Source organism: Bacillus sp. GW823-FHT06A11 (genome assembly GCF_058795355.1).
In genome coordinates, this window is the sequence record NZ_JBXAHS010000001.1 from 341,121 (window position 1) to 353,796 (window position 12,676).

Sequence of the window (12,676 nt, forward strand, 5' to 3'; positions counted from 1 at the left end):
TATTTTTAATCCACTAATCGCTTCATATCACGTATAATGTCTTCATATGGCGTATTACTAATTCCACTATACTTTTTCATTACTTTTCCGTTTTGATCAATTAAATAAAATGATGTACCATGCATGACCTGACCATTCTCCGGCTTATCTACAAGTGATTGGAAATTATCTTTTGAAAACTTCGTAATATCTTCTAACGAATATCCCGTTAATAAATTCCAGTTACTAGTATCCTCTGTAAACTTTTGAATAAAAGCTTTCAGATTTTCCGGCTTATCAAGGTCTGGATCTACACTAAATGAAACAAACTGAACGTCTATCTTCTCTTCTTTTGCCATCTTTTGCAGCTTGGCCATATTTGCAGTCATTGGTGGACAAACTGTTTGACAATTTGTGAACATAAAATCTGCAACCCAAACTTTCCCTTTTAAATCTTTTGTACCAAATTGCTTTCCATCTTGATTTGTAAATTGGAAAGTTTCTAAATCCCAATTTAATGGTTTACGAAGCTTTGAACCTGATTCACTACATCCAGCAAGTACAAAGAGACAAAATACAACCATAAGACCAATTATTTTTTGATAACGCTTCATTTATAAACCTCTTTTCTCTATCCTAAATTTAAATAGGTTATGTTTATAATAACAAAAGTTAACACTACGAGAAAATTGTTTACTACATTTGTTCACGAAATCGTACGAATTTACGTATGTTACTTCTTTATTTCAAGCGAATTACTAGACAAAATATATTTTTTTACTATTATTTCTATAAATAGAATTGATAAAACTAATTTTATTGTTACTTTTGTAAATACCTCTCCCTATTTTTTAACAATTCCTTAAACATTAATCCATGTTTTACACTGTATTCCTTAACAACATTTCGGTACAATACAAATACAACGATTGTAAATGAGGTGATGTTCATGGCAAAGCGCTATGAAAATATGGATAATGTTAGTACAAAAAAATCAATTCGCTCTTTTTTACGCTGGCGTAAAGAACGAAAGCAAAACAAAAAAGATTTTTCTTTCTTAGTAGAACAATCACCCGTTAAACAAAGTGCATTTTTGCAAAGTAATGTAAAAAAAACGACTGTCACATGGATTGGGCATTCTACTTTTCTTATCCAAACGAATGGACTTAATATATTAACAGATCCAGTATGGGCCAATAAATTAAAGCTAGTTACAAGACTTACAGAACCTGGACTCTCTATAGAAGCACTGCCTAAAATTGATATTGTCCTTATTTCACATGGTCATTATGATCATTTAGATTTTTCAACTCTTCGTCAGTTGAATGATGATGTTCTATATCTTGTACCTATCGGATTAAAAAAATTATTTACTCGTAAGAAATTTAAACATGTAGAAGAGTATAAATGGTGGGAAAGTACGATAATTAACGAAGTTTCTTTTCACTTCGTACCTGCTCAGCACTGGACGAGAAGATTCTTATTTGATATGAATACGTCTCACTGGGGCGGATGGATTATTGATAATGAAACGACTATGGAAACCATATATTTTTGTGGCGACAGTGGCTATTTCCAAGGTTTCAAAGAAATCGGTGAACGCTTTTTAATTGATATTGCTCTTATGCCCATTGGCGCTTATGAACCAGAATGGTTTATGAAAGTATCTCATGTTTCACCTGAAGAAGCTGTGCAAGCTTATTTAGATTTAAACGCTACGCATTTTATACCGATGCATTACGGAGCTTTTGCACTCGCCGATGAAACACCTCGTGAAGCAATAACTAGACTTCGAAATAATTGGAATTTGCGCATGTTACCATGGGAACAACTGCATGTACTCTTTTTAGGCCAAACTTTTATTTATAGTAACGCAACAAATGATAAGCAAGTAAATGAAAAAATTGAAACTTTACATGTGTAACGTAACGACTGATTTTCTATATCCAACATATAATATAGAAAATCCTATAATGAAATTTTAATCAGTGGGAGTTTCTTTATCCCCACTGATTATTAACCTTCACCAATCGGGCTTTTACGGACAGCCCGCCACCTAACCTCTTTGCTCCAGCTAAATTTTGAGGTGGGAGTTTTACTGTCCGCAAATAGCAGGATAAAGGGTGTTATCTATGAATGAATATTTACAGACTCGCTATATCATTAGCGGTAGTGCCTGTATAGCTCTTCTTATTTCTTACTTTCTATTTACATAAAAAAGCTACTTGAAATATATTTTCAAGTAGCTTTTTTATTACTCTGCTAAATACATAAATCCGATTGCACCTGGACCTGTATGAGTACTAATTATAGGCGTTGTATAGAAAATTTCTGATTGAGCAAACCCACTCACTTTTTCAACCGCCGCTTTCATACTTTCAGCTAAAGGAATTGCTTTCGCATGCGGAATTGCAACAGCCTTTACAACTTTTCCAGCTGTATCTTGCTCAAATAACTTAGCTAATGTTTTTACAATTTGGCCTTGGCTACGAACTTTCGTTACAGGATTATAAACACCATCTTCAAGACTAGCAATTGGCTTTATATTAAGCAGCGAACCGATAAACGCCTTTCCTTTACCGATACGTCCACCCTTCACTAAGTTTTCTAATGTATCTACTACTACATATAAACGAGTATTCTTTCTTACTTCATCTACACGTTTTAAAATTTCTTCTAGTGAGCGTCCTTCATTTGCCATTTTTGCAGCTTCAATCACTTGATATGCTAAAGCATGTGTAATAAATTGAGAATCAACAACTGTTACTTTTGTATCAGTCATTGATGCAGCACTATTTGCAGTTGCTACAGTACCACTCATTCCACTTGTCATATGAATGGAAAGTACTTCACTTCCATCTTCACCTAACTTGTCGTACATTTCTACAAATGTACCCATTGCAGGTTGTGATGTTTTTGGTAGTTCCTCTGATTTAATCATTTCTTCAATAAATTCATCTGGTTGTAGATCAACGCGATCTAAATATGTTTGTCCATTTACAGAGATTGATAATGGTAGAACATGAATGTCATACTTCTCGATTACCTCTTGTGATAAATCTGCCGTTGAATCTGTTACAATTTTAATTTTTTGCATATTATATTCTTCCCTTTCCAATACGCTCTCCTTGTTATTATACTAGTATTCCCACTGCTTTCAACAATTTGGAACGAAATTTCATCAAATTAATTATATTTTTATATCTAAAATGAAAAAGACAGAGCTCCTAACCCTGTCTCTACTCTATATCATGCATTTTTTTCAAGAGTATTTGTTTTATATACATTTAAATAATCATTCCACTTCAAACAATTTTGTAAATATTCACGGAAAGAATATGAAAATCTTGGATGTTTTTGTTTTTGAATTTTTGCAATAAATAATTGAAGACGAGACTGAATTAGAAACGATAATGGATGCTGTGCCTGTAGGACAGGGATTTCGAATATTTTAATACAATCCCCTGTTGAATGAGTGAAATAAAAACTTTTCGTAATCACAATATCAATCCTCTTTTTCATTGGATTTTTGAACTTCCTCTACTTTGCGCTGTAAGACGTTGTTTAAAGTGGAGTAAAATCAGACTTATATGATTTCTGTAGTCCTTATGGCTAGAAGATTTATACTCTATTCATCTCCACCTAATCCATCTTCCCGTCCTAAATATCCCTGAGACGGGAACCTCATTACCCATCAATTGTTTAATACATTTAGTATAAGCTTATAAAAGCGCAAAGTTTGTCTAAATTTTGGAGATTCTATAATTTTTTTCTTCTATATATTGTATACGTTTATAGCTATAGTATAACAAATAAATAAAAAAGTGCCTTTATAACGAGGCACTTTTCGACTGCATTTCTTCTCTTTTCTTTTTCCTCTTACTTACAACCTTTGATAAAGCAATACTTACTTCATAAATACAAATAAGCGGCACCGCAACTAAACTATGAGATAAAAAGTCAGGCGGTGATATACAAGATGCAATGATAATCAATGCTACGTAAGCGTACCTTCTTATTTTTATTAAAAATTCCGCCGTAAGTATTCCAATACTAGTTAAAAACATTACAACAACTGGCAATTCAAAAATCACCGCAAATGGAACTGTTAAATTAAGTACAAAATGAAAATACTTTTCTGTCGTAAACATCGTATTAAACATTTCATTACCTATCGTAGTTAAAAAGTGAAATAGAAACGGCATTACAATAAAGTATCCAAAACATAAACCTGCGATAAATAATATAGACAATACCGGTATATACATTATTGTCATCTTTTGTTCATTTGGATGTAAACCCGGTTTTACAAATAACCAAATTTGTATAGCAGCAAAAGGAATTGTACAAACGATAGCAAATACTGTAGCAATCGAGAAAAAAATCCACAATACATCACTTGGACCGAGAACAGTTAATTTCATTGGTAAATCTTTTACAAGCCAAAAATAAATATCCTTTGTAAAAGTAAATCCAATAATTAAAAATAGTACAAAGGATAACACCGTATATATTACTCTTTTTCGAAGTTCAACAATATGTTCTACTACGCTCATTTCCCGATCTTCCATCTCGTTCACCACACTTTATTTATCCATTACAAGGAAAATACATTACAGTTTTTCTTTCTTTTCCTTTTCTTGAAATGCGTCATCTGTCAATTCTTTCGTTGATTTTTTAAACTCTTTTAACGTTTCCCCTAAAGCCTTCCCGATTTCCGGCAATTTTTTAGGTCCAAATAAAATGAGTACTGCTACTAAAATTAAAATTAACCCTGGAAAGCCAATATTTGAAAACATTTCCCCATCCCCTTTATTAGTAGTTTCCTTGTCCTACTATTACATAATTTTATTTTGTCAAAAAAGTTTGAAAACGTCAACAAATCCATTGCCTTTTGTCAAAAAAATTCAAAAATATAATCAATTATACAAATTTCATTTTCTATTGCTCTTGTGTATGATATGGTAAGGGAAATGACATATTATTTTATGATAGTAGAAAGGATTTGCATTATGACTGAAAAAATGACACGAATGACCCAATTTGTAAAAGAAGAAATTGCAAATGCAATTACACATGGTATCGGTGCCATTTTAAGCATCCCTGCCTTAATCATATTGATTATTCATGCTTCTAAGCACGGTACCGCATCAGCTGTAGTCGCATTTACTGTTTATGGTGTAAGCATGTTCTTACTGTACTTGTTTTCAACATTGCTACATAGCATTCATCATCCTAAAGTAGAAAAAATATTTACTATTTTAGATCATTCAGCCATTTATTTATTGATTGCTGGCACGTATACTCCTTTTCTACTTATTACACTTCGTGGCCCATTAGGATGGACGTTGCTTGCTATAATTTGGACACTTGCAATCGGAGGTATCGTCTTCAAAATCTTCTTTGTACGTCGCTTTATAAAGGCATCAACTTTATGTTACATCATTATGGGCTGGCTCATAATCGTTGCCATTAAACCACTTTATGAAAATCTAACTGGACATGGTTTTTCACTACTTTTAGCAGGTGGAATTTTATATTCTGTCGGAGCTATATTCTTCCTTTGGGAAAAGCTACCTTTCAACCATGCCATATGGCACCTGTTCGTTTTAGGTGGTAGTACGATGATGTTCTTCTGTGTACTCTTTTATGTCTTACCTACAGCATAATAAAAAAGGTTTCAGCTTACTATAAGCTGAAACCTTTTTTATTACTTATGTAATTGTAATGCGATAACTTCCTGTGTATGCTTCGTTAATTCTTTAATATCCATATTCGCATACTCTTCAGGTGTAATCGGCTTAGAAATTGTTACTGTTGCATGAGCTGACTTCATACGATTTCCATTCGCTTCAAACATCTTATATGTACCATCTAACGTTACAGGTAAAATTGCTACACCTGATTTTACTGCAAGATGGAAACTACCAGCCTTAAACTCTCCAACTTCGCCACCTTTACTTCTCGTTCCTTCTGGGAAAATTACGATAGAATGTCCATTCTTTAATAGTTCGATTCCATCTTTAATTGCTTTAAGAGATTGACGACGATCGCTACGATCCATAAATACACAATTCATAAGTTCCATCCAAGTTGGTACAACTGGGAACTTTTTAATCTCTGCCTTTGACACGAATCCAATTGGTTTATTTAAGTAACCTAGTAAAACAGGGATATCCATATTACTTTGGTGATTACTTACAACTAGTACCGGCTTGTCTTTCGGAACATTTTCAAGCCCTTTCACTTCTACTGTCCCTCCAGCTACACGTACCATTTTCTTACCAAACCAATTTGTCGTTTTATACACAGCATTATCTTTTTCTTTTGGCGCCATCGTATTTACTTGTCTTTTAAGACGCCACATTCTCGGTGTAATCGCAATTACAATTAAAATTAAATAAAAGATTTTAAAAAACGTTTGAATCATACAGAACCCCCACCTATTATCATTCCGACCTTCATTATACTAGACAAACGAAGGAAAAAGAAGAAAAAAAGTCCAAACAGCAAGTGTTTGGACTTTTTAAGCATTCTATATTAGAAACGTTTTGCTAATTCACGAGCATTAGCAATTGCCGCTTCTTTAATTTCTTGTGCTTTTTCAGGGTTTGCATTCATACCCTCAACTGCAATATAATCAGTATCATTTACACCGACAAATCCTAATACAGTTTTTAAATGATTGCGTCCGAAGTCTACAGCTGCGTATGCTCCTTCAGAATATACGCCACCTGTTGCTTGAATGTGAAGTGCTTTTTTACCTTCTAATAAGCCGACTGGACCATTTTCAGTATATTTGAATGTTTTACCTGCGATTGCTACGTTATCTAAGTATGCTTTTACTACTGGTGGATAGCTAAAGTTCCACATTGGAGTTACGAATACATAACGATCTGCATGCATAAATGTTTCTAAGTTTGTGTTCATTGCTGCTACTTTTTGTTGTTGAGCTTCCGTTAAAGTTTCAAAGCCTTCACCTGCTGCAAATTTACCCCAAGCGGCAAATACATCTGCATCGATTGCTGGTACAGTAGTATTGAATAGATCAATTGTTACAACTTCGTCTTGTGGATGCTCGTTTTTATAAGCCTCGATGAAAGCTTCCCCTACTGCCATTCCGAAAGAACCTTCTGCTGAATTTGGATTTGCTGTGATAAATAGTACTTTTGTCATTGTATTCTCTCCCTTTTTTCTCTTTATCTTCAATTCAAGATTTGTTTTTTAAAAGTTAATAACTTACCTTATGTAAGTATAATACAAAAAGTTTTATTCAATGTCAATAAAAAATAGCTACTTTTTTTTCGTAAGTTAATGATTTATTTTGTTTCTCTAAAATTTAGTATACAGATATTAAGACTTCTCATACAAAAAGGCTACCTCTATAAATTATAGAGATAGCCTTTTATTACATATTATTTTTGAAAAACATGTTTTACTTTTTCAGCTGGAATGTTACTTCCACCTCTACCTTTTACATCTTCAATCATCATTGTAATGACCATATCTGGCGCATTCAAATCAAATGCAGCGAACCAGCCTAGTTCTTTTCCTTCGGCCTCTTTTGATACTTTTAATTCCGCTGTACCTGTTTTTCCAGCAAGAGTCATTCCATCAATTTTAGCAATTTTCCCTGTACCATCCGGATCATTAATTACTTTCGTCATAGCAGTTTTTAATATATCCTGATTTCCTTTAGAAATTACATTTTCTTTCCAAGCTTTTGGTTGTTTATCTGTTTTAATAATATACGGTGATGGAATCGTTCCATCATTTACAATTGGCGCATACGTTAAAGCTAAATGAAGAGGAGTCATTAATACTTGACCTTGTCCATATCCTGTATCAGCCATTTGAATATCATTTTTAATGCCGTCATTTGCAATTTTAGAAGCAGGGAATCCATATTCAATTGGTAGTTTCTCATCGAATCCGAATTTTTTCGCTTCACTCATAAACTTGTCTTTTCCGATTTTCAAAGCTTCTTGTGCGAAGTAAATATTATCCGAGTATTTCATCGCCTTATCAAAATCAATCGGATTTGCATCTTTCACACGCGTTACATAATAATTACCCCAAGAAGAATCTTTTGTCCATTTTAATCCTTCAATTTTCAACTCTTCTTTTGGATCGATTGTTTTCGTTTCAAGACCAATTGCAGCTGTAATTGGTTTAAATACAGAACCCGGTACCGATAATTGTGTAAAGCGATTCGTCATCGGTTTTTTCGGATCATTATTCCAAGCTTCGCGTTGCGCTTTCGATGTTCCTCGTGCAATTAAATTAGGATCATATGCTGGACTACTTACTAGTGCAATTGTTTCTCCACTTTTCGGATTGATTGCTGCACTTGAACCAGCTTCGCCCTTCATTTCATTATACGTTTTTTCTTGAACAGCACTATCAATAGTTAAAGTTACATTTTCTCCATCAACAGCATCTGTTTTTGCCAAGTTTTTAATTTCTTTTCCTTGCGCATCTTCTACAAAGACACGGCCACCTTTTTTACCGCGTAGCTTTTCCTCTAATACTTGCTCTAAACCAGCTTTACCAACTGGGTCATCAGCTTGATAGCCTTTCTTTTGTAGCGTTTTTAAATCTTCAGCATTTACCTTTCCAATATAACCAGTCAGATGAGCTGCCGCTTCCCCTAACGGATATGTACGAACATTTACAGGTTTTGTTGAAACACCTGGTAAATCAATGTACGTATTTTGCGTTGCCCCTTCAGGCAAAATTCCAATTGGTACGAGATACCCTGGTTTTACCCATTTAGCAGCTAATTTTTGATCAATTTCTTCTACAGACATATTTAATAACTTCGCTACTGTTTCTTTCGTTTGCGGAGCAGTATCGCCTAACTTTTCAGGAATCAATCCGATTTCAGAAGCTTTCCCATTCGTTGCAAGACCTTTTCCATTACGATCGTATATTTCACCACGTTTTGGCTGTGTTGTCTGCATACGTACTTTACTATCTTTCGTCATGCCAGGGAAAATAAAATCAGGAGTCCAATCTATTTTCCAAGATTCTTTATCTCCATCTTTTTCTTTCACCATTTTTGCTTCATGGCCAAAAGTAATTTTACCACCAACTGTATCCATGCTTACTTTAAAAGGAACAGGGCCTTCATCTTTTTTATCTTCTTTTATTTCCCCTGTTTCTACCTTTAAGTCTTTCACTTCGATACCAGAATAAATTTTTTCATATTTCTCAGTAAACTCTTTCTTTGAAATATCTTTTTTTGCATTTTTTGATAGTTGATCATACATATCTGCAAATTTTTGTTTATTCCACGCTTTTACATATGTATCAAACGCTTCTTGTGGTTTTTCTTCTTTACCACATCCAACTAACATGAATGTTAAGCAAAGAAAAAGAATCCCCCATATCTTTCTCAATCGATTCTCCTCCTCTTTCTATATTAGTACTTTTGAAAATTTTAGCATTTTTACATGCTACCTATCATTATAGCACTATCGAATCTCATCTATAAACTTATATTGGTGAATATAAATAAAAAGATTGATGCGAATTCTCACATCAATCTTCTTTATTATTGTTGTTTCTCATATACGTGGTAATAATACGTATACGGGTTTTTTTCATCTGTTAAACCTTTTTCTACAAAAATCTCTTTCCAATTTGTCATATCCATTTCTGGGAAGAATGTATCTCCTTCAAATGCATAATGAATTTTTGTTATATACAACTTGTCTACGTATGGTAAAAAGAGATCGTAAATTTGCGCTCCGCCAAAAATAAAAATCTCTTCTTCATTTTTACATAGTTCGAATACTTCTTCTACAGAATGAACAACTTCACATCCTTCAACGTGATATCCTTCATTACGAGTTACAATAATATTACGTCTTCCAGGCAGCGGTCTACCAATCGCTTCATAGTTCTTTCTTCCCATAATAAGCGGGTGACCCATCGTTGTTTTCTTCACGTATTGTAATTCACTCGGTAAACGCCAAGGTAAATTATTATCTTTACCAATTACTCTATTTTCGTCCATTGCGACCATAAATGAAACAATCATTTTTTCATCTCCTCTACAATTATACTGCAACCGGTGCTTTAATTGCTGGATGCGGATCGTATCCTTCAATCGTTAAATCTTCCATTTCAAAATCGAAAACAGATTTCACATCTGGATTTAATGTAAGTTTCGGGAACGGACGTGGTTCACGTGCCAATTGCTTTTCTACTTGTTCAAAATGATTTGTATAAATGTGTGCATCACCAATTGTATGAACAAATTCCCCTACTTCAAGACCACATTCGTGTGCAATTAAATGTGTTAGTAGTGAATAACTTGCGATGTTAAATGGTATTCCAAGGAATATGTCACCACTTCTTTGATATAGCTGACAAGAAAGCTTTCCGTCCGCTACATAAAACTGGAATAATGTATGACAAGGGGGTAATGCCATACTTGGTACGTCTTCAGGATTCCAAGCAGAAACGATTAAACGACGTGAGTCTGGTGTTTTTTTAATCATTTCAATTACATCTTTTAATTGATCAAGTGTCTCACCAGCTGTCGTTTTCCAAGCTCGCCACTGTTTACCGTAAACGTCTCCTAAATAACCATATTTATTTGAGAAATCATCATCTTCTAAAACGTTCTTTTTAAACAATTCCATCTGCTCATCGTACTGTACTTTAAATTCTTCATCTTGTTGTGAGCGAAGACCAAAATCCGTCATGTCAGGACCAGTATACTCATCACTTTCTACCCAGCTCTTAAACGCCCATTCATTCCAAATATTATTATTATGCTGCAATAAATAGCGAATATTTGTATCACCTTTCATAAACCAAAGTAGTTCACTTGCTACAAGGCGAAATGGTACTCTTTTTGTCGTTAATAAAGGAAATCCTTTACTCAAATCAAAACGCATTTGATATCCAAATACAGATACAGTTCCTGTCCCTGTACGATCTTCTTTCTTCGTACCATGTTCCATTACATGGCGGCATAAATTTAAGTATTCATTTTCAGCATGTTTCATATGTAGGAAAACCTTCTTTCAATCGTATATGCAATTTATCATAACATGAAAAATGGTAAATTTAATAATCCTAATTAATAAAATTTCTTCCGCTAATTCTTACAAAATTATTAACTTTCCAAATTTAAAAAGGTTTTCATTTTCTATTACCGAAAGTATAGTGCGGTAGAACAAAATTTATATTTGGAGGTTAGAAGTATGTCTAAAATTGAAACGCCTGTTATGACTTCTTTACAAACAGCGGTTGAAAAAATGATGAAGGATTTAAATGTTCCTGGTGCTGCTGTCGCTGTTATAAAAGACGGTGAAGTTATTATTTCAGAAGGTTTCGGCTATCGTAATATAGAAACAAAAGAGGCTGTTACACCGAATACTCGATTCGCAATCGGTTCCTCAACGAAAGCATTTGGCACACTTTCATTAAGCTTGTTAGCACAGCAAAAAAAGTTTAATTGGGATACCCCTATCCAGTCTTATATACCTAACTTTACTTTATCTGAACTACTTGCTAGCTCACAAGTTACAGGACGGGATTTAGCTTCTCATCGAACTGGAGTAAGTCGTCATGAGGCTCTTTGGTATAGTTCTTCCTTATCTCGAAAAGATCTCGTTGAAAAAATAAAACATTTACCACTTGATGCACCGTTCCGGACTGCATTTCTATATAACAACTTAATGTATGCAACAATTAGCTACATTGTTGAAAACATTACAAATCAAACGTGGGAGCAATACACTACAGAACATATTTTAGAACCTTTAAATATGAGACATACAAACTTCTCTGTTAACGATTCACAAACTACAGATGATTATGCTTTACCTTACATTGAAAATGACGGTGAAATAAAAGCAGTTCCATTCCGTAACATCGATACAGTTGGCGCTGCTGGGTGTATTAATTCCACAATTGAAGATATGGCAAATTGGGTACTTCTCCACTTAAATGAAGGAAAATTTGGAGATCATGAATTAATCTCCTCTGAATTATTACAACAAATGTATACACCACACAATTCAATTCCAGACCAACCGGTTTTATCACTCCCTGAATCTCCATTAAATAGTTACGGTCTTGGTTGGTTTATTAGCGCTTATCGTGGTAAAAAAGTGATTCATCATGGCGGTAATATCGATGGATTTTCAGCGCTTGTTTCATTTATACCAACAGAAAACATAGGCCTTGTCATTTTAACGAATGCTGGAGGAACATTACTTCCTACTTATCTCGCTAATCAAATTTATGACGAACTACTTGAATTAGAATCCATTGATTGGCATAAACGTGCTGTAGAAGATACTAAAAAAATGAAGGAAATGATGAAAGAAGCAACTGAATCCCTCCCTGAACAAATTAAAGGGACTACACCTTCGCACAAGTTAGAGGATTATACTGGTACTTTTGAACATCCTGCATACGGAACATTACAAGTATACAAACGAGATGATTCGTTATATGTACAATTTATGGAAATGGATATTCAATTAGGGCATCATCATTACGACATCTTCTCTACAAAAGTTGACTTATTCCAAATGAAAATGAGCTTATTATTCGCTTATGAAATGAATGTACGTGGTGAATTCCCATCCCTTCAGTTACATGTACCTGCTATGTTAAGTACACAGCCGCTTACATTTAAGAAAATTAAATAATTATTTTGATGGTAAAAAAT

The 12,676-nt window shown here is 33.9% G+C and carries 13 protein-coding genes; 3 read left to right on the forward strand and 10 right to left on the reverse strand.

Annotated features, from left to right (window positions below; genetic code table 11):
- Positions 1-5 precede the first annotated feature (5 nt).
- The gene (locus AC1Q8L_RS01535) at positions 6-593 is read right to left on the reverse strand and encodes an SCO family protein (RefSeq protein WP_000833332.1); all 588 of its coding nucleotides are present in this window, start codon (positions 591-593) and stop codon (positions 6-8) included.
- 335 nt (positions 594-928) lie between these two features.
- On the opposite strand from AC1Q8L_RS01535, the gene AC1Q8L_RS01540 reads away from it, so the two are divergent.
- Positions 929-1,903 carry an MBL fold metallo-hydrolase gene (locus tag AC1Q8L_RS01540; protein ID WP_001129640.1) on the forward strand — a complete coding sequence of 325 codons (975 nt, stop codon included), beginning with the start codon at positions 929-931 and terminating at the stop codon, positions 1,901-1,903.
- Positions 1,904-2,233: 330 nt separating this feature from the next.
- Here AC1Q8L_RS01540 and AC1Q8L_RS01545 read toward each other — a convergent pair whose 3' ends face one another.
- From AC1Q8L_RS01545 to AC1Q8L_RS01560, 4 genes are all read right to left on the reverse strand, one after another.
- A complete protein-coding gene (locus AC1Q8L_RS01545; protein WP_029948540.1) occupies positions 2,234-3,076 on the reverse strand; it encodes a DegV family protein in 843 nt (280 codons plus the stop codon).
- 152 nt (positions 3,077-3,228) lie between these two features.
- The gene (locus AC1Q8L_RS01550) at positions 3,229-3,480 is read right to left on the reverse strand and encodes a DUF2535 family protein (RefSeq protein WP_000629012.1); all 252 of its coding nucleotides are present in this window, start codon (positions 3,478-3,480) and stop codon (positions 3,229-3,231) included.
- Between the two features lie 329 nt (positions 3,481-3,809).
- Positions 3,810-4,550, reverse strand: a complete 741-nt coding sequence (tatC, locus tag AC1Q8L_RS01555) for a twin-arginine translocase subunit TatC (protein WP_000390119.1) — start codon at positions 4,548-4,550, stop codon at positions 3,810-3,812.
- 42 nt (positions 4,551-4,592) lie between these two features.
- Entirely contained in the window at positions 4,593-4,778 is a 186-nt protein-coding gene (locus AC1Q8L_RS01560) for a twin-arginine translocase TatA/TatE family subunit (RefSeq protein WP_000492442.1), read from the reverse strand.
- Positions 4,779-4,991: 213 nt separating this feature from the next.
- Between AC1Q8L_RS01560 and trhA the strand changes: the two genes are divergently transcribed.
- Complete coding sequence (trhA, locus tag AC1Q8L_RS01565) at positions 4,992-5,648, forward strand: PAQR family membrane homeostasis protein TrhA (protein ID WP_000136890.1); 657 nt, start codon at positions 4,992-4,994, stop codon at positions 5,646-5,648.
- A gap of 41 nt (positions 5,649-5,689) precedes the next feature.
- Here the strand turns inward: trhA and AC1Q8L_RS01570 are convergent, their stop codons facing one another.
- The 5 genes from AC1Q8L_RS01570 to AC1Q8L_RS01590 all read right to left on the reverse strand — a co-directional run bounded on the left by AC1Q8L_RS01570 (position 5,690) and on the right by AC1Q8L_RS01590 (position 11,000).
- Positions 5,690-6,409: a lysophospholipid acyltransferase family protein gene (locus tag AC1Q8L_RS01570; protein WP_000616580.1), complete on the reverse strand. Its 720-nt coding sequence runs from the start codon at positions 6,407-6,409 to the stop codon at positions 5,690-5,692.
- Between the two features lie 110 nt (positions 6,410-6,519).
- Positions 6,520-7,155 (reverse strand): FMN-dependent NADH-azoreductase, encoded by a 636-nt coding sequence (locus AC1Q8L_RS01575; RefSeq protein ID WP_000170028.1) that lies wholly within the window; start codon positions 7,153-7,155, stop codon positions 6,520-6,522.
- Between the two features lie 239 nt (positions 7,156-7,394).
- A complete protein-coding gene (pbpC, locus tag AC1Q8L_RS01580) occupies positions 7,395-9,380 on the reverse strand; it encodes a penicillin-binding protein 3 (protein ID WP_001227231.1) in 1,986 nt (661 codons plus the stop codon).
- 155 nt (positions 9,381-9,535) lie between these two features.
- On the reverse strand, positions 9,536-10,024 hold the full coding sequence (locus AC1Q8L_RS01585) for a dihydrofolate reductase (protein ID WP_000637207.1): 489 nt from the start codon (positions 10,022-10,024) through the stop codon (positions 9,536-9,538).
- Positions 10,025-10,043: 19 nt separating this feature from the next.
- The gene (locus AC1Q8L_RS01590; protein ID WP_000679600.1) at positions 10,044-11,000 is read right to left on the reverse strand and encodes a thymidylate synthase; all 957 of its coding nucleotides are present in this window, start codon (positions 10,998-11,000) and stop codon (positions 10,044-10,046) included.
- A 198-nt stretch (positions 11,001-11,198) separates the two neighbouring features.
- On the opposite strand from AC1Q8L_RS01590, the gene AC1Q8L_RS01595 reads away from it, so the two are divergent.
- Positions 11,199-12,656 carry a serine hydrolase gene (locus tag AC1Q8L_RS01595; protein WP_000034318.1) on the forward strand — a complete coding sequence of 486 codons (1,458 nt, stop codon included), beginning with the start codon at positions 11,199-11,201 and terminating at the stop codon, positions 12,654-12,656.
- Positions 12,657-12,676 lie beyond the last annotated feature (20 nt).

What these genes read in the sequence shown, in the direction of transcription:
- AC1Q8L_RS01535 (WP_000833332.1), bottom strand. Translation starts at nt 593, where the DNA reads ATGAAGCGTTATCAAAAAATAATTGGTCTTATGGTTGTATTTTGTCTC.
- AC1Q8L_RS01540 (WP_001129640.1), top strand. Translation starts at nt 929, where the DNA reads ATGGCAAAGCGCTATGAAAATATGGATAATGTTAGTACAAAAAAATCA.
- AC1Q8L_RS01545 (WP_029948540.1), bottom strand. Translation starts at nt 3,076, where the DNA reads ATGCAAAAAATTAAAATTGTAACAGATTCAACGGCAGATTTATCACAA.
- tatC (WP_000390119.1), bottom strand. Translation starts at nt 4,550, where the DNA reads ATGGAAGATCGGGAAATGAGCGTAGTAGAACATATTGTTGAACTTCGA.
- AC1Q8L_RS01560 (WP_000492442.1), bottom strand. Translation starts at nt 4,778, where the DNA reads ATGTTTTCAAATATTGGCTTTCCAGGGTTAATTTTAATTTTAGTAGCA.
- trhA (WP_000136890.1), top strand. Translation starts at nt 4,992, where the DNA reads ATGACTGAAAAAATGACACGAATGACCCAATTTGTAAAAGAAGAAATT.
- AC1Q8L_RS01570 (WP_000616580.1), bottom strand. Translation starts at nt 6,409, where the DNA reads ATGATTCAAACGTTTTTTAAAATCTTTTATTTAATTTTAATTGTAATT.
- AC1Q8L_RS01575 (WP_000170028.1), bottom strand. Translation starts at nt 7,155, where the DNA reads ATGACAAAAGTACTATTTATCACAGCAAATCCAAATTCAGCAGAAGGT.
- AC1Q8L_RS01585 (WP_000637207.1), bottom strand. Translation starts at nt 10,024, where the DNA reads ATGATTGTTTCATTTATGGTCGCAATGGACGAAAATAGAGTAATTGGT.
- AC1Q8L_RS01590 (WP_000679600.1), bottom strand. Translation starts at nt 11,000, where the DNA reads ATGAAACATGCTGAAAATGAATACTTAAATTTATGCCGCCATGTAATG.
- AC1Q8L_RS01595 (WP_000034318.1), top strand. Translation starts at nt 11,199, where the DNA reads ATGTCTAAAATTGAAACGCCTGTTATGACTTCTTTACAAACAGCGGTT.